We start from the raw sequence: 19,453 nt of genomic DNA, 5'->3' as shown, positions 1-19,453 counted from the left end.
TTCATTCTTCGACCCACCACTGCTCTTCGGCTCACCACCGCGCTGTGATGCGCAATGGCTTCTTGACCAACCACAGCGCAGGAGTCAGCTGCAGAAATGGGAACGCCACAGATCCATGCCATGGTCTTCGTTGTAGTGGCGACCACCGACATCGGTGAATCTCAAACACGAGACCGGCAATTTCTGGGAGAGCAGCTTCACCCTAGGAAGCAACAGGGACCGTGTACAAGTCACCCTGTGGAACGGTCTGTGGACAGTCGGGGAGAAACGCCGGGAAGTTGTGTGAACAAGCTGTGGAAACTCCTGTGGACAGTGATGTAATTTCTTGGGAAATACGTCCACTGACCAGGGCTTTCAGTTCTTTCACACTGTGTGCAAAAACATGTTTACAGTGCGGGTTGAGGGTTGGTCCGAAATGTTGATCTGGGGTGGACAACACCGTTAACGTGAGGTAGCGGCGGGAGTGCTCCCGCCGCTACCTGACGTGAAACCAGTTGCTACTTCGCCGCAACCACCTGGATGCTGATGGTCGCCACGATGTCATCGCGCAGGCTGATCGTGGCCTCGTGTCGTCCCGTCGCCTTGATCGGTGTGGGAATCTCGATCTTGCGCTTGTCAAGGCCGGTCAGGCCCGCGGCCGCAGCCGCCTCGGCGATGTCCGACGTCTTGACCGAACCGAACAGGCGGCCGCCGGCACCAGCCTTGACGGTGATCGTGACAGTGGCTGCCTGCAGGCGCGCCTTGAGGTCGAGCGCCTCTTCCAGCGTCGCGTGCTCGCGGGCGGCGCGTGCCGCCTTGATGGAGTCGATCTGCTTTTCGCCTCCGCGAGTCCACGCCACGGCAACACCCGAGGGGATCAGGTAATTACGGGCATAGCCGTTCTTGACGTCGATGATGTCGCCTGGAGCGCCGAGGCCGGTGACCTCGTGCGTGAGAATCAATTTAGACATGTGTTCCTCCTCCTAGCGGCCTGAGCCGGCGTAGGGCAGCAAGGCCATCTCGCGTGCGTTCTTGACCGCACAGGCGATGAGCCGCTGTTCCTGAACGGAGACTCCGGTGATTCGGCGGGCACGGATCTTGCCCCGCTCCGAGATGAATTTGCGCAGGGTTGCGACATCCTTGTAGTCGATGACGCCGACCCTGATCGCCTTCGCGGGAGCGGCGTTCTTGCCGCCCTTCGCGCCTCTCAGGGGCTTGCGGCGGTCGCCGCTTGACTTTCCAGCCATAGTTGTTCTGTCTTTCTTCTCGTGTCGAAAAAACTAATGGTTCGCGTCTGGGACGCGGGTTAGAACGGCGTTTCGTCGTTGTAGCTACCCGGCGTGTTCCACACGTCGCCGGACTGCCCCGTCGATGCGGCCGGAGCCGAGGCGGCCCAGGGTTCTTCGGCCACTTGGCCGCGGGATCCTGAATCGCGCGAAGACGACGTGCGCGTGACTTGGGCGGTGGCGTACCTCAGGCTCGGACCGATGTCGTCGATCTCGAGCTCGATGCTGGTGCGCTTCTCGCCTTCCTTCGTCTCGTACGAACGCTGACGAAGCCGCCCGGTCGCGACGACGCGAGAACCCTTGGTAAGGGAGCCGGCGACATGCTCGGCGAAATCGCGCCAGACGCTGGCCCGAAGGAACAACGCGTCGCCGTCCTTCCAGTCGTTGCTGGCCTTGTCGAAGGTGCGGGGCGTGGATGCGATGGTGAAGTTGGCGACCGCCAGCCCGTTCTGCGTGTAGCGCAATTCGGGATCACTGGTGAGGTTGCCCACGACGGTGATGATCGTTTCGCCGGCCATGAGTTACTCCGCGGCTTGCGGCTGCTTCGCGGCCGCCGGCTTCGGGGTGGCCGGTGACGGCGCGCTGCTGGCAGCGACCTTCGCCGCCGGCGACTTCGCATCGCTCGCGGCAGCGGCCGGCGCCTTGGGGGCAGCGGCTTTGCGGGCCGCCTTCTCTGCCGAGAGCTTCGCGGCTTCTGCGACCTGGGCGATGGCCTCCTCGGCGCGCAACACCTTGGTGCGCATGACGGCCTCGGACAGTTTCAACTGACGGTCGAGTTCCTTGGTGGCTTCCCCGGTTGAGGTCAAGCTGACAACGGCGTAAATGCCTTCGGTCTTCTTGTTGATCTCGTAGGCGAGGCGACGACGGCCCCAGATATCGACCTTGTCGACGGTTCCGCCATCCTTGCGGATTACGCCGAGGAACTTGTCTAGGCTGGGAGCAACGGTGCGCTCATCGATCTCTGGATCGAGGATCACCATTAGTTCGTACTGATGCATGACTAACCCACCTCCTTCGGACTTAACGGTCACAGACGTTCTGTGACAGGAGGGTTGTGGCATAAGTCGCGCCTCGTCGATTTCGATGGGGCGCAACCTGCCAAGTGTAGTCAGAGAACACCACATCTATCAAGGAGCTGTAGTCCATGAGCCTTCGGGTTGCCATCGCCGGTGTCGGAAACTGTGCCAATTCACTCGTGCAGGGAGTCACTTTCTACAAGGACGCCGATCCGGACGAGCCCATCCCAGGACTCATGCACGCCCGCTTCGGCCAGTACACCGTCGGTGACCTTGAGTTCGTGGCGGCGTTCGACGTCGACTCGCTCAAGGTAGGCACGGATCTGGCCGACGCGATCTGGGCCAGCGAGAACAACACGCTGAAGTTCGCGGAGGTAGCCGCCACCGGCGTCACGGTGCAGCGCGGCCCGACTCTCGATGGTCTCGGCGAGTACTACCGGGCGACCATCACCGAGTCGGATGCCCCGGTTGTCGACACCGCGCAGGTGTTGCGGGACTCCGGGGCCGATGTGCTCGTCTGCTACGTGCCGGTCGGGTCGAACCAGGCGGCGAAGCACTACGCGCAGGCCGCGCTGGATGCCGGTGTCGCGCTCGTCAACGCCCAGCCGGTGTTCATCGCGAGCGACCCGCAGTGGGCGGCGAAGTTCGTCGCGGCGGGCATCCCGATCGTCGGCGACGACATCAAGAGTCAACTCGGCGCCACGATCACTCACCGGGTGCTCGCCCGCCTGTTCGAGTCACGCGGAATCGTGCTTGACCGCACCTACCAGCTCAACGTCGGCGGCAACATGGACTTCAAGAACATGCTGGAGCGCAAGCGCTTGGAGTCCAAGAAAATCTCCAAGACCCAGGCGGTCACCAGCAACATCGACGTGGAACTCGACCCGCACAACGTCTACATCGGGCCGAGCGATCACATCCCGTGGCTCGACGACCGCAAGCTCGCCTTCGTGCGCCTGGAAGGCCACGGCTTCGGCGGCTCCCCGACCTCGCTGGAGTACAAGCTGGAGGTGTGGGACTCGCCGAACTCCGCCGGGGTCGTGATCGATGCCATCCGTGCCGCGAAGATCGCACTGGATGCCGGGATCGGCGGGCCACTGGAGGCGGCGTCCGCGTATTTCATGAAGTCGCCGGCGAAGCAGTACCCGGATCCGGTGGCCCGGGAGCTGCTCGAACAGTTCATCCGCGACACCGCGCGCTGAGCCCACCGCAACTGTTCCCGTTCCGGCTATCTGTTCCCGGCCGGGCGGGCACAGATAGCCGGAACGGGAACTAATGCTGGCGGCCTGCCCACCACGCCTTGAGCCGCTTCGTTGCCTCATCGGTGCCGAGCGGGCCCTCGTCCAGGCGCATCTCGAGCAGGAAGCGGTAGGCCTCCCCTACGTCGCGTCCCGGCTTCAGCCCGAGGATCGCCATGATCGCCTCCCCGTCCAGGTCGGGCCGCACCGCCGCGATCCCCTCCGCCTCGGCGAGCGCCGCGACGCGGGCCTCCAGGTCGTCGTACGCGAACGACAGCCGGTCCGCTTTGCGCACGTTCCGGGTCGTCACATCCGCTCGGGTGAGGATGTGCAACCGTTCCAGCAGCGGGCCGGCGTCTCGCACGTAACGCCGGACGGCGGCGTCGGTCCAGGCGCCCTCGGTGTATCCGAAGAATCGCAGGTGCAATTCGATGAGCCGGGACACCTCGGCAATCGTCTGCTTGTCGTAACGCAATGCCCGCAACCGTTTCGCCGCCAGCTTCGCCCCGACCACGTCGTGGTGGTGGAACGTCACCACGCCGCCCGATTCAAGTCGCTTCGTGGCCGGTTTGCCGATGTCGTGCAACAGTGCCGCCAGCCGCAGGGTGAGGTCCGGCGCCGAGTCGGGGTGGCGCTCGCGCTCCAGCTGGATCGCCTGGTCCAGCACGATTAGGCTGTGCTCGTAGACATCCTTGTGGTGATGGTGCTCGTCGATCTGCAGCCGCAGCGCTGGCAGCTCGGGCAGCACCCGGGCGGCGAGCCCGGTGTCGACCAGCAGTTCGAGTCCGGCACGCGGCGCCGGGGTGCACAGCAGTTTGCTCAGTTCGTCGCTGATGCGCTCGGCCGACACGATGTCCAGTTTGTCGGCAAGGTCCACCATCGCCTGCCGCGTGGCGTCGTCGACAACGAAGCCCAGCTGCGACGCGAACCGTGCGGCGCGCAGCATCCGGAGCGGGTCGTCGCCGAAGGAGGTTTCCGGCGAACCCGGCGTGGTCAGCCGGCCGGCCAGCAGATCGTCCACTCCCCCGGACGGGTCGACCAGCACTCGCTGCGGCAGGCGCAGCGCGAGCGCGTTGACGGTGAAGTCGCGCCGAACGAGGTCGCCTTCCAGGGTGCTGCCGAACTCGACGACCGGTTTGCGCGTTTCTCCGTCGTACACGTCGGCGCGGTAGGTGGTGATCTCAACGGTGTGCTCACCCAACCGCGCGCCGATGGTGCCGAACGCCCGCCCAATGTCCCAGTGCGTATCGGCGATCGGGGCGATGATGGCAAGGATCTCGTCGGGCACCGCCGTGGTCGTGAAGTCCAGGTCGTGCAGCCGGGCGCCCAGGAACGCGTCCCGCACCGAACCGCCGACCAAAGCGAGTTCGTGGCCGGCGCTGGCAAAGGCATCCGCGAGTCGTGCGATGTGTTCGGATGCCGCGAGTTGGTCCAGGCGCGCGATGGCCGAAGCGACATTTTCCATAGTGTCCCAGACTATCGAGCACCATGAGCTGCTCCGCCGGCGCAGTGCGTTCCGGGGTGCCGCCAGCCGTATCCCAGCGACCACGCCCTAGAATCTGATGCATGCTGACCGAGCGAATTCTCCTGGTCGGTCCATGCCCGTGAGGCTGCTTCCCCCGCTTCTTGCATTGGCGATGGCCGCCTTCGGTCTTGGGCTCCCTGCTGCCGCGCTGCCGGCGGTTGACGTTCCGGTAGTGCCCTCCATGCTCACCGTCACCGCCGCGCCGCTGCAGTCCGGTGCCCTGGGTCCCGGCGAAGACCTGATTATTGCCAGCAGAGTGACGAATTCGACTCCGGCGGCGGTATCGGGCGCCACCATCACGGTGTCTCTGCAGCGCGCCGCCATCCCGTCCGTCTCCGCATTGTCGTCTTGGATGCATCCGGCCGCCGACGAACACCGCGTCGCCGACACCGTGCTGCTACAGCAACCGCTTCCCGACCTGCTGCGCGGGGAGACCAGAACAGACTCGCTGATCGTGCCCGCGGCCACGCTCAGCCTGGACGGGCTGCCCTGGGGAGTGCACGCCGTCGCGGTGACGGTGACCGCCGAGGGAATGGATGCCTCCCAGGCCCGCACCAGCATCGTCTGGCATCCCGCCGACGTGCCCGCGACAGCGGTGGCCGTCGTGATGCCGATCACCGTGCCTGCTGAAGCCGTCGGCCTTCTCGACAGCGCGCAATTGGCCGCATACACCGCGCCGGGCGGCGTGCTGGACCGGCAGCTTTCCGGGCTGGCAGGCAGCCAGGTCGCGATCGGCATCGACCCGAGAATCATCGCGTCGATCCGCCTTCTGGGCACGGAAGCGCCGCCGTCAGCGACTGCCTGGCTCGAGCGGCTGAGAACCGTACCCAACGAAACCTTTGAACTCAGTTACGCCGACTCGGATATCGCCGCTCTCGCGCAGGCCGGTGGCATCCCGCCGCTGGATCCGATCTCCTTCCCGATCGACCCGAACCGGTTCGCGCCCGCACCGACCGGCAGCCCGCAACCTAGCGCGTCAGCGACGTCCAGTCCGAGCCCGTCAGCCACTCCGGTACCCACGCTCCCGACCTCGGACCAATTGCTGGACTGGGACTACACCATCCCGGCGATCGCCTGGCCGGGCGACAACACCGTTGCCGACAAGAATTTGGACAAGTTCGCCGAAGCCGGACTGACCACCGCCATCCTCTCCTCCGACAACGTTGTAGTACCCAAATCCAGTCCGATCCCACCGGTGATGGCCAGTGTCGGCGGCCACCCGGTGGCCGTGGCGACGAGCGCATTGTCCGTGCTGTTGCGTGAGGCGGTGGCCGCCGCGGACGACCTGTCCTGGCGGGACGCCATCTGTGAGTTTTCGTCCATGGTTGCGCTGGCCGGAGCCGACCCGACGGATGCGCCAGGTACGGTGCTCGTCACCTTGGGTCGCGACGTGCCCTCGACCACCTTCCGGCTCGCGCAGACCATGACCGCGCTGCAAGGCCTCCCCTGGGCCCCGCCGACCACTTTGTCTCGCGCCTTGGCTACGGCGGGGCCGGGTACCTCGTTGGTGCCGAAGCCCGAAGAGGCGAAGCGACTGGGTCTGGTCAAGGCGATGCTGGATTCCGAGGGCGCCGTCAGCCAATTCTCCTCGGTGCTCACCGATCCCACCCTCGTCACCGGCCCGCGCCGCCTGGCACTCCTGGCCGTGCTGTCGCACAATTGGGATTCGGCCCTGGGGGCATGGCAAAACGGGGCCGCGAAGTTCCTCACGGACAGCCAGGGGATCACGACATCCATCTCCATCGCCGAAGGCAGCCCGATCAACCTCGTGGCCGAGAACGGCAATCTCCCGATTACGGTGAGCAACGCGCTGGATCATCCCGTGACCGTGTATGTCAGCGTCCGTCCGCAGCGCGCCATCCTCAACGTGATGAAGAACAACGTGCCGCTGACGATCGAGGCCAACTCACAGTCGCGGGCGTACATCCCGGTGCAATCGGTCGCGAACGGCGAGGTGTCGCTCGGTGTGTCACTGGCCAGCGCCACCGGCGTTCAGGTCTCCCTCCCGACCCTGGTCCAGGTCAACGTGCAGGCGGACTGGGAGAAACTCGCCACCGGCATCATCGCCGGACTCTTGGTGGCCGTCTTCGGCTTCGGCATCTGGCGCAACATCGCCAAGCGGCGTCGCGCACGACGCGAGCCGGTGGCGGCGTCGGTGGAGGCCGTGGAGCTTCATGAGTAGCGCTGCCGAGACCTCCTCGGGGCTGGGCCGAGCAAGCGCGCTGCTCGCCTCGGGAACGATCGTTTCGCGCATCCTGGGCTTCGTTCGGGTGGTGGTGCTCGCGGCCGCGATCGGGCAACTCTCCAGTGCCAGCGCGGATGCCTTCGGCGCGGCCAACCAGCTGCCGAACAACATTTACGCCCTCGTCGCCGGCGGCGTACTCAGCGCCGTGCTCGTGCCGCAGATCGTGCGGGCCAGCCTGAACGAGGACGGTGGGCAGCGGTTCATCAACCGCATCATCACGCTCGGCGTCGTAATTTTCCTCGTCGTCACGATCGCGGCGACTCTGGCCGCGCCCGGGCTCGTCGCCCTCTATGTGCAGCAATCGGCCTCCGGAGGGAAGGGCTTCAGCCCGGCCGCCATGAGCCTGGCCATCACCTTCGCGTACTGGTGTCTGCCGCAGATCTTCTTCTACGCGCTGTACAGCCTGCTCAGTGAGGTATTGAACGCGCGGAATATGTTCGGGCCGTTCACCTGGGCGCCAGTGCTCAACAACGTCGTGTCCATCGCCGGACTGGTCATCTTCATGATGCTGTTCGGCGGCGCCGAATCGAACAGTTCCGCACAAGGGTGGGGCCTCGACCGGATACTCCTGCTCGCGGGGACCGCGACCCTGGGCATCGCCGCGCAGGCACTCGTTCTGTTCCTGTTCTGGCGGCGTGCCGGACTGCGCTACCGACCCGAGTTCCGCTGGCGGGGTGTGGGACTGGGCGCCGCCGGTCGAGCCGCCGGATGGCTCTTCGGGATGATCCTCGTCATGCAGCTCGGTGCGCTGGTCTCCACCAGGGTCGCCACTCTCGGATCGGCGCAGGGAGCCTCGGTGGCCACCCTGGGCGCATCCTGGCTCGTGTTCATGCTGCCGCACTCGGTGGTGGCGGTCTCGATCGCCACCGCCTACTTCACTCGGATGAGCGGCCATGCGGCGCGCGGTGACCTCGTCGCCGTGCGGGCGGACCTCTCATCATCGTTGCGCGGCATCGGTCTGCTGATTGTCTTCTCCATGGTTGCTCTGGCCGTAGTCGCCTACCCGTTCGCGCGGTTCTTCGAGGACAAATACGGCAACGTGCTCGCCACCGGCAATGTCATCCTGGCTTACCTGCCCGGGTTGGTGCTCTACAGCGCGCTGTTCGTCATCCAACGCGTGTTTTACGCCCTGGACGACACCCGCACCACGTTTTTCATGCAGTGTGCCTATTCGGTGGTCTATATCGCGGGTGCCGTGGCGTGCGCGGCTCTTCCTGCGCAGTGGATCGGTGTCGGCCTCGCGCTGGTGACGGCATTGTCCGGCACCGTCCAGGCCGTGATCGCCATCGTCCTGGTTCGCCGGCGGCTCGGGGGAATGGACGGCGCGCTCGTGCTCAAACGCCATCTGCAGTACTTCGGGCTCGCCTTGATCTCCGGCGGGGCCGGTATCGGTGTGCTGGTCATGCTCGGCGGGATTTCGCCGGACGGTTTCGTGCTTTCGGGGCGATTGCAAGCTCTCGCCTCTATCGCGCTGATCGGCGCCGTCATGGCGGCGGTGTATGCCGGATTGCTGCTGCTCGTCCGGAACCCCGAGTTGACGTCCGTGGCCGGCATGATCGCTGCCAGGTTCCGCCCAGGTAACACGGAATAGATCGCCAATATTATGAGTTGTACCGGGCAATGAGAAGGAGAGCCTCCAGTTGCGCCAAGTAATCATCATCGGTTCGGGTCCCGCGGGATACACCGCCGCCATCTACGCCGCACGCGCGAATCTTGCGCCTCTACTCATCGCCAGTTCGGTGGAAGCCGGCGGCGAGCTCATGAAGACCACCGAAATCGAAAACTATCCGGGCTTCCCGGACGGTATCCAAGGTCCCGAGCTGATGGCCCACTTCCAGGCACAGGCCGAGCGCTTCGGTACCGAGATCGTGTTCGACGATGCCGTGAACGTGGATCTTGCTGGGGAAGTCAAGAAGGTCACCTTAGGGTCGGGCGTTGTGGAAGAGGCCCTCGCGGTCATTTACGCGACCGGATCGGCTTACCGCAAGCTGGGCATCGAAGGCGAGGACAAGCTCAGCGGCCATGGCGTCTCGTGGTGTGCCACCTGCGATGGGTTCTTCTTCCGACAGAAGACGATCGCCGTCGTCGGCGGCGGTGACTCGGCAATGGAAGAGGCGACTTTCCTCACTCGCTTCGCCGACAAGGTGTACGTGATCTACCGGGGCGGCACACTGAGAGCGTCCAAGGTGATGCAGGAACGGGCCTTAGCCGACCCGAAGATCGAGTTTTTGTGGAATACCACCGTGGAGCGTGTCTACGGCGACGAGTTGATGACCGGGGTGGGTCTGCGCAATAGCGTGACCGGTGAGGAATCCACTCTGGATCTGAGTGGTCTGTTCATCGCGATTGGTTCCGATCCGCGAACGCACCTGATCCATGGCCAGCTTGATCTCGCGCCGGACGGCTCCATCAAGGTCGACGGGCGCACATCGCGGACCAATCTGAGTGGTGTTTTCGCCGCCGGAGACGTCATCGACCCGGTGTATCGACAAGCCGTGACCGCAGCCGGCTCCGGAACCGTCGCTGCTCTCGACGCCGAGCACTACCTGGCGTCGTTGCCGAAGCAGCTGATTGCTCAGGCGGTGCCGGTACCCGAATCCCAAGCTGTTCCCGCCTGAGTCTTCGGCCCGAGGCACCCTTCGAAAGAAAGAGAGAAAAAATGTTCAACGCCATCAACGTCACCGATGCGACCTTTGCCGACCAGGTGCTGAGCTCCGACAAGACAGTCTTGGTGGACTTCTGGGCGGAATGGTGCGGCCCGTGTCGCGCCGTTGGCCCGATCCTCGACCAAATCGGCGCCGAGAACGCCGACAAGCTCACCATCATGAAGCTCAACGTCGACGAAAACCCGCAAACGGCGGCAAAGTACCAGATCACCTCCATCCCCGCGATGAAGGTGTACCGCGGTGGCGAGGTGGTAAAGACGGTCATCGGCGCGAAGCCGAAGCCGGCACTGGAGTCCGACCTCGCAGAGTTCTTGCGTTAGTCGATACCGCGCCCCTGCACGACCGGCTCGGCCGTCCCCTTTGGGAGACGGCCGAGTGGCGTCTGTACCCGTATTCTTAAATTCGGAAGCCGCGGGGCCGAGAGCCTGCAGCGGCTCGGAGTGAATCGGGATTGTATGACGACACAGAATGACCTCGACCCCTGGCAGCACGCGTATGCCGCTCGTACCGCCGGACTGAACGCCTCGGAAGTGCGTGCATTGTTCGCGGTGGCTTCGCGGCCTGAAGTTGTGTCATTGGCTGGCGGCATGCCGTTCGTCTCAGCGCTGCCCACCGAACTGGTGGCCGGCGCCATGGACAATGTGATCCGCGAACGGGGCGCCCAGGCGTTGCAATACGGCTCCGGTCAAGGAGTTCCCGAACTCCGGGAGCACATCGTCGAGGTGATGGCCCTTGAGGGCATTCAAGCGAACGCCGAAGACGTAGTCGTCACGACCGGATCGCAGAACGCCCTCGAGCTCGTGTCCAAGCTGTTCCTCGATCCGGGTGACCTGGTACTCGCGGAGGGGCCCAGCTACGTCACCGCGCTGGTGGTCTTCCGCTCTTTCGAGGCCGAGGTGCAACACGTGCCGATGGATGAACACGGCCTCATCCCTGATGCGCTGCGCGAGCACATCGCCCGCGCAAGGGCTGTCGGCAAACGCATCAAGTTTCTCTACACGGTGCCGACGTTCAATAATCCGGCCGGCGTTACCCTCAGCCAGCAACGCCGCGCCGAGGTACTGGAGATCGCCAAGGCCAACGACATCCTCGTTCTTGAAGACAATCCATATGGGTTGTTGTACTTCGACTCGCCTCCCCCGGCGGCAATGCGTTCGCTCTCCCAGGACGGTGTCGTCTACTTGGGTACCTTTTCGAAGACCCTAGCGCCCGGGTTCCGAGTCGGTTGGGCCTTAGCCCCGCACTGGATTCGGGACAAGCTCATTTTGGAGAATGAGGCCGCGGTGTTGTGCCCGAGCTCGTTCACCCAGTTGATCATTAACGAGTACCTCTCTACGGCCGACTGGCAAGGGCAGATCGACACCTTCCGCGGCGTCTATCGCACCCGTCGCGATGCCTTGCTGGGTGCGCTGCAGGAGTTCCTTCCGGACCTCACCTGGACCGTCCCCGGCGGCGGGTTCTACGTCTGGCTCACCCTGCCGGAAGGGCTCGACTCCAAAGCGATGCTGCCGCGGGCGGTCAGCGAATTGGTGGCCTACACCCCGGGAACGGCGTTCTATTCCGACGGCAACGGCCACCGAGACCTTCGCCTGTCGTTCTGCTACCCGACTCCCGATTTCATCCGCGAAGGCGTCCGGCGGCTCAGCAGAGTCATCTCAGCCGAAAGTGAACTCCTTGCTCGCACAGGGCCGATCGAACTTGTGTCGTCCGGGCTCACCCTGGACGGTCCACCACCGAATCTCGCTTAGCTCAGCGCCCGGCGGCGAGGCGGGCCGCAGTTCGGGCCGTCAGGCGAATCCTGGCTCACCCAGCTCGGCGAGAATACGGTTGAGATCTCCCACCGTGGCGAAATCGATGACGATGGCGCCCTTGCTGGACCCCAGCGTCACTTTCACTCTGGTGTCCAGTCGGTCACCCAGTCGGGTCGCAATCTCATCGAGTTGGCCCTGGCGCCTGCCTGGGGCTGGCTTGGTGGCCTTCGCCGGCTTCAGGCCGCGGCTGGCGGCCGCCTCGGCGGCCCGCACGGACAGATCCTCGTTCACGATCTTGTCAGCCAGTCGTTCCATCGAATCATCATCGCCAGTAGAAAGGATGGCGCGGGCATGCCCGGCGCTCAACACGCCTGCGGCGACTCGTGCCTGCACCCCTGCCGGCAACCGAAGCAGGCGCAACGTGTTGCTGATCTGTGGCCGAGACCTGCCGATCTTCGTCGCGAGTTCCTCTTGGGTGATTCCGAAATCCGCCAACAGCTGCTGATATGCTGAGGCTTCCTCAAGTGGATTCAGGTCGGCACGATGCAGGTTCTCCAGCAGCGCGTCGCGCAACATTGCTTCATCAGCTGTGTTCTTGATGATCGCCGGAATGGTGGCGAGACCGAGTTGCTTGCTCGCGCGCAGGCGGCGCTCCCCCATGATCAGCTCGAATCGTGGCTCCTCGCGGCCGGCGCCGGAAATCGGTCGGACCACGATGGGCTGCAGAACCCCGACTTCGCGAATCGAGGCCACGAGTTCGTCCAGGTCTTCCTGGTCGAAGTTGGTGCGCGGCTGGGCAGCATTGGGAACGATGTCCAACGGGGAGAGGTCGGCTAGGCGGGCCCCCGGCACGGACACCAAGCGCTCCTCCCCCGCCTTGCTCGGAAAGAACACGTCTACCGGTCGTTCGGCGTCGCTGTCGTCGGTGGGAATGAGCGCTCCGATGCCCCTGCCGAGCCCGGTGCGTTTCTGTGCTGCCATTATTGAGGAACTCCACGTCTAGCGATTTCAGCCGCTGCTTCGAGATAGGAAAGCGATCCGGACGAGTTGCCGTCATAGCTGATGACGCTTTGACCGTAGCTCGGCGCTTCAGAAATCCGCACCGAACGCGGGATCAGTGTGGACAGCACCTGATCGGGAAAGTGATCCCGCACCTCTTGGGCCACCTGATTGGCGAGATTGGTACGTGAATCGAACATCGTGAGCAGGATCGTGGAGACCGCGAGTTTCGGGTTGAGGTGCCGTTCGATCAGTTGAATGTTGTTGAGCAGTTGGCTGAGACCCTCGAGGGCGTAGTACTCGCACTGAATCGGGATCAGTACTTCATTGGCAGCAACGAACGCGTTGATCGTGAGCAGCCCGAGTGACGGCGGGCAGTCAATGAAGACGTAGTGGAACGGCTGCGCGCTCTCGGCAAGGAAGGTCTCCAGCGCGGTGTGGAGGCGCTGCTCCCTCGCGACCAGAGAAACGAGTTCGATTTCTGCGCCGGCCAGATGAATCGTGGCGGGCAAGCAGAATAGCGCGTCGAATTCCGGGCTCTTCTGTACTGCGCTAGCCATCGGGTCGTCGTTGATGATGACGTCGTAGACGCTCACGGTCTCCGACCGGTGCTCGACCCCGAGCGCCGTGGACGCGTTGCCTTGTGGGTCGAGGTCGATGACCAAGACCCTGGCCCCCTGGCGGGCCAGGGCGGCCGCGAGGTTGACCGTGGAGGTTGTCTTTCCCACGCCCCCTTTTTGGTTGGCGACGGTGAAGATCCTGGTAGTGGCCGGAAGTGGTAGCTGTTGGGAGGCCAGCGCACGGCGCCGACGCGTGATTTCGGTCAGTTCACGTGCGAGTGGTGTCGACTCGTCGTCGCTATGCCCGGCTTTCGTGCTGACGGGTTCAACGTCGAGATCCAAAGCCGCAAGGAGTTCGGCCTCTGCGGGAGGGACGCTCTCCGCCTCTGCGGCGAAGTCGGCATCTGGGCTGGACGGCTCGGCCAGCGCGTCGTCTGAGTCCACTTCGCTTTGTGCGGATTCACCTACCTCCAGCTCAGTGTTCACTGCGGCTTCGGGGCTCTCCAGCGACTCCGTCTCCCCCTCGAGTCGCTCGGCGACAACGACCGGGGCCGACACAGTGACCGCTTCGGTCTCAGACGTAGCGGCGGAGTCAAGAGAATCCCCTGCTGCGTCCGTTAGTCCAAGGTCTGCCGTTTCTTGAACACCTTCGGGGTATTCGGTGGCTTCGGTGTTGTCACTCGCTTCGATCGCGTCGGAATGTTTCACGTGAAACACTCGCGACCACCGACTGGGTTGCGACGAGTCACGTCTGCTCATTCAGCGTTCACCGGCTTTCGGGTCCTTGGTCGCGGGTCAATCAACTTTAGCCCGGAAGACCCTCGTCACTTCGGTCGCCATGCCGTTACCGAGAATCAACACCTCGACTTCTGATAATCGCTGACGCTTGATTACCTTGCCCGCCGCGGAGACCTCGGCGTCGACCGAATTGCCCTTGAGGAACAGTAACTCTCCACCCGACCGAACCAGCGGCACGCAGATTGGGATCAACTTGGACAGTGCGCTCACGGCCCGTGCCGTTACTTGGTCCAAGGGGTGTTTCAACTGCGCATCCTCCGCCCGTGCCCGCAAGACTGTCACATTGTCCAAGCCGAGCCGCACGCTCTCGTCCTGTAGCCAGCTGACCCGCCGTTCCATTGGCTCGATGAGAACGAAGCTCACGTCCGGCCGTGCGATAGCAAGTACCAGACCGGGGAGTCCCGCTCCGCTGCCGACGTCTCCGACTAGGCCGGGACGCAGCAACGGCGCCAGGAGCACCGAGTTCACAATGTGGCGCGTCCAGAGCCGTTTAGCTTCCAGCGGGCCTATAAGTCCGAGTTCTTCGCCCTTCAGAGCCAAATCCTTTGCAAAGATCCGCGCGGTATCGACCTGGGATCCGAAAAGTGATGACACAACCGCCGGCTCTGCCTCTAGCTCATCAAGTGACACGGGTTCCTTTCTTGACGTACCGATCTATTCTCCCAGCCCGTGCGAGCACCTCTCACCAAGGCGCGAACACCGAATGCCTTAATCACTCGTGCCTGACAACACCGGTGATTCAGCCTGTCGAAATCACCACAGACCACTACAGGGGTCTCGACAAGCTCGACCACCGGGGGAGACCGGGCACACCGGTGATTGAGCCTGTCGAAATCTCGGCTCACCACTACACGGTCTCGACGTGCTCGACCACCGGGGGAGCGAACCGGGTCTCGACAGGCTCGACCACCGGAACCAGAAACGGCGGTACCGCCGTCGACAAGCTCGACCACCGGGGAAGACCCGCCACAGCGGTGATTGAGCCTGTCGAAATCACGACGCACCACTGCAAGGGTCTCGACGGCCTAGACCACTGCACCCGGAGAGTAGTGCCACTCTCGACAAACTCGACCACCGGAGAGGGAAGGCGAGCCGGAATGTTTCACGTGAAACACTGGATGGCGTTCGCCCCGGATACTAGCTGGCGGTGATCACCGTGTGACGCTCGCGACCCTCGTCCTCAGACTGGGACACGTAGCCGCGCGAGGCAACGATGTCATGCACGAGTTTGCGCTCGTACGACGACATCGGCGGCAGTGACGCGGACTGTGCGCCGGCCTCGAGCCGGGTAATTGCCCGGTCCACTAGCAACGCGAGTTCCGCCTGCCGAGCAGCACGCGATCCGCCGATGTCGAGAATCAACCGCGAGTAGGTACCCGTCTTGGTCTGCACCGCGATCCTCGTGAGTTCCTGGAGGGCGTTCACTGTTTCCGGCTTGGCGAGAAGGCGCAGGTCACCTTCCGCTGCGGACCCCACGGAGAGATACACCCGGCCATCGCGTGCTTCGATGTCAATGTCTCCGTCGAGATCAACGATGTCAAGGAGTTCTTCAATGTAGTCGGCGGCGACGTCGCCCTCGTTATCGAGGTCGCTCGAAGTGCTTCCCCCTACCGGTACCGCGTCCGCGTCGGCCGGTGCATCTTGCTGGGTCACGGTGCTCTCATCGGTCACTGTGCGTTCCTCTCTCGAAAATGGTCGGTCCACCGGTGTCGCCACTAGCGCTTCTTCTTCCGGTTTTTGGGATTCACGGGCTGCTTACGCTGCGGATTCCGAGGCGGCTCCACGACGGTGTCGGGCTGGCCGTCCTCGACCACCGTGAAACCCCTCCGTTGCCGCTTCTTGGCCAGCCGCGCTTCTCGGGCGAGTTCCGCTTCGCTCCCGGGAGTCGGCATGTTGCGGATGACCAAAAACTGCTGCCCCATGGTCCAAAAGTTCGACACCAGCCAGTAGAACATGACGCCGAGGGGGAAGGTGAAACCGGAGAACGCGAAAACCAGGGGGAGTACATAGAGCAGCATCTTCTGCTGCTTGAACATGGGGCTTTCCTTCGCAGCCGCTGACTGGTTCTTCGACATGATCTGCAGCTGTGTGATGAACTGGGAAGCGCTCATCAGCACCACCATGATGGACGCGATGATGATGACAAGCATCTGGCCATTGGGCGCGGTGGCCTCGCTAGCCGTGCTGATGGCCAGCCGCAGAGGAGCCCCAAACAACTCGGAGTCGCCGAAGGACCGTGCCAGATCCGGATTCAGCAACCCCACACCAGGCTTGTCCATCTGCGCGTTGCGAAGGACCGTAAAGAGCCCGAAGAACACGGGCATCTGCAACAGAAGGGGCAGACACGAACTCAATGGGTTCGTGCCATTCTTCTTGTACATCGCCATCGTCTCGCGCGACATCGCTTCACGAGAGAACTGGTCTTTCTTGCCCTTGTACTTATCTTGAATCTTTTTCAACTCTGGTGCGACTTCGAGCATCTTGCGCTGGCTCTTGATCTGCTTCACAAAGATGGGAATCAACGCGGCACGCACGACAAGGGTCAACCCCACAATGGACAACACCCAGGTGAGACCGGAGTCCGGATCCATGCCCACCGCTTCGAAGACGGTGTGGAAGGCCACCAGTATGACCTCGATCGCCCACTTGATCGGCCATAGAAGGGTGTCAAAAAATGCGAAAATGTCCATGCGTGTCGGTTAGCCCTTTCCATGGCCGTGCGAGAGGTGAAAGTCGTGCGAGGGCGAGATTGCTGGTCCGACAGCAGCGGTGACAAAACCAAAGCGGGTGATTCGGTATTTCTCGATCCGGCGTTCGGGGACATCGTCTACACCGCCGATTGCCCAGGGGTGACATCGGGCGATTCGTAGCGAACCGCGCCAGACACCCCCAAACACGCCGTATCGCTGAATGGCGCCAAGTGCATATGCCGAACAGGACGGATAGTAGCGACACACATCGCCATAAAGGGGTGAGACAACCGCGCGGTAGGCGCGCAGGATCACCACGCAAAGATTGCGGGGGAGGAGCAGAAGAAACGTGAGTGCTCGCATCATCATGCCTTCCCTTCCGACGCGGGTAGTTCTGTCGTCATGGCAAGTCCACGCTCGAGGGCGGTCCGAACTTCATGCAGAAGGGTAGCCCAGTCCGCCTGAGCCGCTCCCGGGAGAGCCCGTACCACGATGTCGTTTCCGGGAGCCAGGTCTGCCAACAGCCTGAAACACGCCGCCTTGAGGCGTCGACGAACCCGGTTGCGCGTCACCGCGTTCCCGACTGTCTTGGAAACGATGAACCCGAACCGCACCGGCGCGTCATCAGCACGCTTGCGCAGGTATACGACAAAGTGTGAAGAAGTGATCCTCCTACCGCGTCGAACCGTACCTCGATATTCTTCGGCGCGGATAACGCGGTGGGTTCTCGCGAGCACCGCCGGCGTGGGGATCGGTGCTACGCGGACAGCTTGACGCGGCCCTTGTGACGGCGGGCGGCGAGAATGCTGCGGCCGGCGCGGGTGCGCATGCGCAACCTGAACCCGTGCACCTTGGCACGGCGACGGTTGTTCGGTTGGAAAGTACGTTTGCTCATTGTTAGTTCTCCACAGTGTTGGAACTCTACGGGGCCAGCACTGAAGCCCAGAAAAGTAATGGTAGCCCGCGGGGCCAAGTCAACTGACTAAAAATACGGGCTTTGCGAGCCGGCGTCAAATCTCAGCGGATGCGTCTTCTAGCTTATCCCCAGTTGGACAAACAAGATATTTCGCGCGTCCGCTTCACAAACTAAGGTGGGGTGACCGCACAGTCGGTGGATAACCCTGTGAGTAACCCTGCAACCACATTTTCGAGAGGCATCATGGTCGACGGAATCGATTCGACACAAGAACTGTGGCAATCTGTGCTGTCCACTCTGGTCGCCGATGATCGGATCACCCCGCAATTGCAGGGATTTCTAAGCCTGGTTGAGCCTAAGGGTGTCATGGCCGGCACTCTCTACCTCGAGGTACCCAACGACCTGACCAGAGGAATGTTGGAGCAGCGAATCCGATTACCGCTCTTAAACGCGATCTCGGCTCTGGGCGACGAACATCCGGCGACGAATTTCGCCATCGTCGTGAACCCGGAGATTGCACAAGACTTTCTCCGCCGAGTGCCCGAGCCGGTAGAGCAGCCGTACATCGAGCAGCCTGTCGCACCGATGGACTCTGGGCGTCGTTCGGATTCACGCCTCAATCCGAAGTACAACTTCGATAATTTCGTCATCGGCGGATCGAACCGCTTCGCACACGCCGCTGCGGTGGCCGTCGCCGAAGCCCCGGCCAAGGCCTACAACCCTCTGTTCATCTACGGCGACTCCGGCCTCGGCAAGACGCACCTACTACACGCGATCGGACATTACGCCGAGAGCCTCTACCCGGGCATCAGGGTACGGTACGTCAGCTCGGAAGAATTCACCAACGACTTCATCAACTCGATCGCCAACAACAGAGCATCGGTTTTCCAGTCCCGTTACCGCGACATCGACGTGTTACTCATTGACGACATTCAGTTCCTGCAAGGCAAGGACAGCACTCAGGAAGCGTTCTTCCACACGTTCAACACCCTGCACGATCACAACAAGCAAGTTGTCATCACCAGCGATCTGCCTCCGAAACACTTGACCGGCTTCGAAGACAGGATGAGGTCACGGTTCGAGTGGGGGCTGATCACCGACGTCCAAGCGCCCGATCTAGAAACCCGCATCGCAATTTTGCGCAAGAAGGCGCAAAGCGAGAAGTTGCAGGTTCCATACGACATCCTCGAGTACATGGCTTCCAAGGTTTCCTCAAACATCCGGGAACTCGAAGGAACACTCATCAGGGTCACGGCCTTTGCAAGTCTCAATCGCACCCAGGTGGATCTGAGCCTGGTACAAACCGTGCTCAAAGACCTCATCACACTGGACGAGGACAACGTTATTGCTCCGGTGGACATCATTAATCACACCGCCGAGTACTTCAAACTGACGGTGGACGACCTCTACGGATCGTCGCGCTCGCAGGCCATCGCCACCGCCCGCCAGATCGCCATGTACCTGTGCCGCGAATTGACCAATTTGTCACTGCCAAAGATCGGACAACTCTTTGGAAACCGCGACCACACCACGGTGATGTACGCCAATAAGAAGATCAGCGAACTCATGAAGGAACGTCGCTCCATTTACAACCAGGTCACCGAGCTGACAAGCCGAATCAAGCAAAACCACCGCTACAACAAGAGCTGACAAAACCAGAAGAACTTGACGCATCACCAATTCACAGCCTGTGGAGAACTTGTGGACAACGGCCGGATTTAAGCGGAATGCTTGTGAAATCGGATGCTGCTCCTGTGGAATGAGTGACGCTTCCCCTCGGAATG

General features: G+C 62.7%; 19 protein-coding genes and 1 pseudogene. 7 read left to right on the top strand and 13 right to left on the bottom strand.

The genetic code is table 11. The features are described from left to right. Positions 1–497: 497 nt before the first annotated feature. From rplI to rpsF, 4 genes and pseudogenes are all read right to left on the bottom strand, one after another. Positions 498–950, bottom strand: coding sequence for a 50S ribosomal protein L9 (rplI, locus tag ABFX56_RS08710; protein WP_346232855.1), 453 nt, complete (start codon positions 948–950; stop codon positions 498–500). A gap of 12 nt (positions 951–962) precedes the next feature. Continuing rightward, the gene (gene rpsR, locus ABFX56_RS08705; protein WP_346232854.1) at positions 963–1,226 is read right to left on the bottom strand and encodes a 30S ribosomal protein S18; all 264 of its coding nucleotides are present in this window, start codon (positions 1,224–1,226) and stop codon (positions 963–965) included. 59 nt (positions 1,227–1,285) lie between these two features. Beyond that, the gene (locus ABFX56_RS08700; RefSeq protein ID WP_346232853.1) at positions 1,286–1,783 is read right to left on the bottom strand and encodes a single-stranded DNA-binding protein; all 498 of its coding nucleotides are present in this window, start codon (positions 1,781–1,783) and stop codon (positions 1,286–1,288) included. Positions 1,784–1,915: 132 nt separating this feature from the next. Continuing rightward, positions 1,916–2,263, bottom strand: a pseudogene (gene rpsF, locus ABFX56_RS08695) (30S ribosomal protein S6); the annotation flags it as partial. Between the two features lie 146 nt (positions 2,264–2,409). On the opposite strand from rpsF, the gene ABFX56_RS08690 reads away from it, so the two are divergent. Beyond that, entirely contained in the window at positions 2,410–3,483 is a 1,074-nt protein-coding gene (locus ABFX56_RS08690) for an inositol-3-phosphate synthase (protein WP_346232852.1), read from the top strand. A 70-nt stretch (positions 3,484–3,553) separates the two neighbouring features. Here ABFX56_RS08690 and ABFX56_RS08685 read toward each other — a convergent pair whose 3' ends face one another. Next, positions 3,554–4,984 (bottom strand): CCA tRNA nucleotidyltransferase, encoded by a 1,431-nt coding sequence (locus ABFX56_RS08685; RefSeq protein WP_346232851.1) that lies wholly within the window; start codon positions 4,982–4,984, stop codon positions 3,554–3,556. 139 nt (positions 4,985–5,123) lie between these two features. On the opposite strand from ABFX56_RS08685, the gene ABFX56_RS08680 reads away from it, so the two are divergent. From ABFX56_RS08680 to ABFX56_RS08660, 5 genes are all read left to right on the top strand, one after another. Then, a complete protein-coding gene (locus ABFX56_RS08680) occupies positions 5,124–7,226 on the top strand; it encodes a DUF6049 family protein (protein WP_346232850.1) in 2,103 nt (700 codons plus the stop codon). Then, positions 7,219–8,880, top strand: a complete 1,662-nt coding sequence (gene murJ / locus ABFX56_RS08675) for a murein biosynthesis integral membrane protein MurJ (RefSeq protein ID WP_346232849.1) — start codon at positions 7,219–7,221, stop codon at positions 8,878–8,880. The genes ABFX56_RS08680 and murJ overlap by 8 nt, the downstream gene beginning before the upstream one ends. Positions 8,881–8,929: 49 nt before the next feature. Next, entirely contained in the window at positions 8,930–9,907 is a 978-nt protein-coding gene (gene trxB, locus ABFX56_RS08670) for a thioredoxin-disulfide reductase (RefSeq protein WP_346232848.1), read from the top strand. 41 nt (positions 9,908–9,948) lie between these two features. Next, positions 9,949–10,275, top strand: coding sequence for a thioredoxin (gene trxA, locus ABFX56_RS08665; protein WP_346232847.1), 327 nt, complete (start codon positions 9,949–9,951; stop codon positions 10,273–10,275). Positions 10,276–10,410: 135 nt separating this feature from the next. Continuing rightward, positions 10,411–11,703, top strand: coding sequence for an aminotransferase-like domain-containing protein (locus ABFX56_RS08660; RefSeq protein ID WP_346232846.1), 1,293 nt, complete (start codon positions 10,411–10,413; stop codon positions 11,701–11,703). A gap of 39 nt (positions 11,704–11,742) precedes the next feature. Here the strand turns inward: ABFX56_RS08660 and ABFX56_RS08655 are convergent, their stop codons facing one another. The 8 genes from ABFX56_RS08655 to rpmH all read right to left on the bottom strand — a co-directional run bounded on the left by ABFX56_RS08655 (position 11,743) and on the right by rpmH (position 17,648). Next, entirely contained in the window at positions 11,743–12,687 is a 945-nt protein-coding gene (locus ABFX56_RS08655) for a ParB/RepB/Spo0J family partition protein (RefSeq protein ID WP_346232845.1), read from the bottom strand. Then, entirely contained in the window at positions 12,687–13,532 is an 846-nt protein-coding gene (locus ABFX56_RS08650) for a ParA family protein (protein ID WP_346233178.1), read from the bottom strand. Before ABFX56_RS08650 ends, ABFX56_RS08655 begins: the two co-directional genes overlap by 1 nt. 528 nt (positions 13,533–14,060) lie before the next feature. Beyond that, the gene (gene rsmG, locus ABFX56_RS08645) at positions 14,061–14,693 is read right to left on the bottom strand and encodes a 16S rRNA (guanine(527)-N(7))-methyltransferase RsmG (protein WP_346232844.1); all 633 of its coding nucleotides are present in this window, start codon (positions 14,691–14,693) and stop codon (positions 14,061–14,063) included. Positions 14,694–15,200: 507 nt separating this feature from the next. After that, positions 15,201–15,716, bottom strand: coding sequence for a Jag family protein (locus ABFX56_RS08640; protein WP_346233177.1), 516 nt, complete (start codon positions 15,714–15,716; stop codon positions 15,201–15,203). 62 nt (positions 15,717–15,778) lie between these two features. After that, positions 15,779–16,753, bottom strand: coding sequence for a membrane protein insertase YidC (gene yidC / locus ABFX56_RS08635; protein ID WP_346232843.1), 975 nt, complete (start codon positions 16,751–16,753; stop codon positions 15,779–15,781). A gap of 9 nt (positions 16,754–16,762) precedes the next feature. After that, positions 16,763–17,122: a membrane protein insertion efficiency factor YidD gene (gene yidD / locus ABFX56_RS08630; RefSeq protein ID WP_346232842.1), complete on the bottom strand. Its 360-nt coding sequence runs from the start codon at positions 17,120–17,122 to the stop codon at positions 16,763–16,765. Then, the gene (rnpA, locus tag ABFX56_RS08625; protein ID WP_346232841.1) at positions 17,119–17,490 is read right to left on the bottom strand and encodes a ribonuclease P protein component; all 372 of its coding nucleotides are present in this window, start codon (positions 17,488–17,490) and stop codon (positions 17,119–17,121) included. Before rnpA ends, yidD begins: the two co-directional genes overlap by 4 nt. Before the next feature lie 20 nt (positions 17,491–17,510). Then, positions 17,511–17,648 (bottom strand): 50S ribosomal protein L34, encoded by a 138-nt coding sequence (gene rpmH / locus ABFX56_RS08620; RefSeq protein ID WP_346232840.1) that lies wholly within the window; start codon positions 17,646–17,648, stop codon positions 17,511–17,513. Positions 17,649–17,912: 264 nt separating this feature from the next. Between rpmH and dnaA the strand changes: the two genes are divergently transcribed. After that, positions 17,913–19,319: a chromosomal replication initiator protein DnaA gene (gene dnaA / locus ABFX56_RS08615; RefSeq protein WP_346233176.1), complete on the top strand. Its 1,407-nt coding sequence runs from the start codon at positions 17,913–17,915 to the stop codon at positions 19,317–19,319. Positions 19,320–19,453: the final 134 nt, after the last annotated feature.

The sequence above is a fragment of the Parafrigoribacterium mesophilum genome, assembly GCF_039652555.1.
In the GTDB taxonomy this organism is placed as follows: Bacteria; Actinomycetota; Actinomycetes; order Actinomycetales; family Microbacteriaceae; genus Parafrigoribacterium; species Parafrigoribacterium mesophilum.
This window is presented reverse-complemented; position numbering and strand designations above follow the sequence as displayed.

Excerpts from the sequence above, each read along its gene's own strand:
- rplI (WP_346232855.1), bottom strand. The coding sequence starts at position 950 with ATGTCTAAATTGATTCTCACGCACGAGGTCACCGGCCTCGGCGCTCCA.
- rpsR (WP_346232854.1), bottom strand. The coding sequence starts at position 1,226 with ATGGCTGGAAAGTCAAGCGGCGACCGCCGCAAGCCCCTGAGAGGCGCG.
- ABFX56_RS08700 (WP_346232853.1), bottom strand. The coding sequence starts at position 1,783 with ATGGCCGGCGAAACGATCATCACCGTCGTGGGCAACCTCACCAGTGAT.
- ABFX56_RS08690 (WP_346232852.1), top strand. The coding sequence starts at position 2,410 with ATGAGCCTTCGGGTTGCCATCGCCGGTGTCGGAAACTGTGCCAATTCA.
- ABFX56_RS08685 (WP_346232851.1), bottom strand. The coding sequence starts at position 4,984 with ATGGAAAATGTCGCTTCGGCCATCGCGCGCCTGGACCAACTCGCGGCA.
- murJ (WP_346232849.1), top strand. The coding sequence starts at position 7,219 with ATGAGTAGCGCTGCCGAGACCTCCTCGGGGCTGGGCCGAGCAAGCGCG.
- trxA (WP_346232847.1), top strand. The coding sequence starts at position 9,949 with ATGTTCAACGCCATCAACGTCACCGATGCGACCTTTGCCGACCAGGTG.
- ABFX56_RS08660 (WP_346232846.1), top strand. The coding sequence starts at position 10,411 with ATGACGACACAGAATGACCTCGACCCCTGGCAGCACGCGTATGCCGCT.
- ABFX56_RS08655 (WP_346232845.1), bottom strand. The coding sequence starts at position 12,687 with ATGGCAGCACAGAAACGCACCGGGCTCGGCAGGGGCATCGGAGCGCTC.
- yidC (WP_346232843.1), bottom strand. The coding sequence starts at position 16,753 with ATGGACATTTTCGCATTTTTTGACACCCTTCTATGGCCGATCAAGTGG.
- yidD (WP_346232842.1), bottom strand. The coding sequence starts at position 17,122 with ATGATGATGCGAGCACTCACGTTTCTTCTGCTCCTCCCCCGCAATCTT.
- rpmH (WP_346232840.1), bottom strand. The coding sequence starts at position 17,648 with ATGAGCAAACGTACTTTCCAACCGAACAACCGTCGCCGTGCCAAGGTG.
- dnaA (WP_346233176.1), top strand. The coding sequence starts at position 17,913 with ATGGTCGACGGAATCGATTCGACACAAGAACTGTGGCAATCTGTGCTG.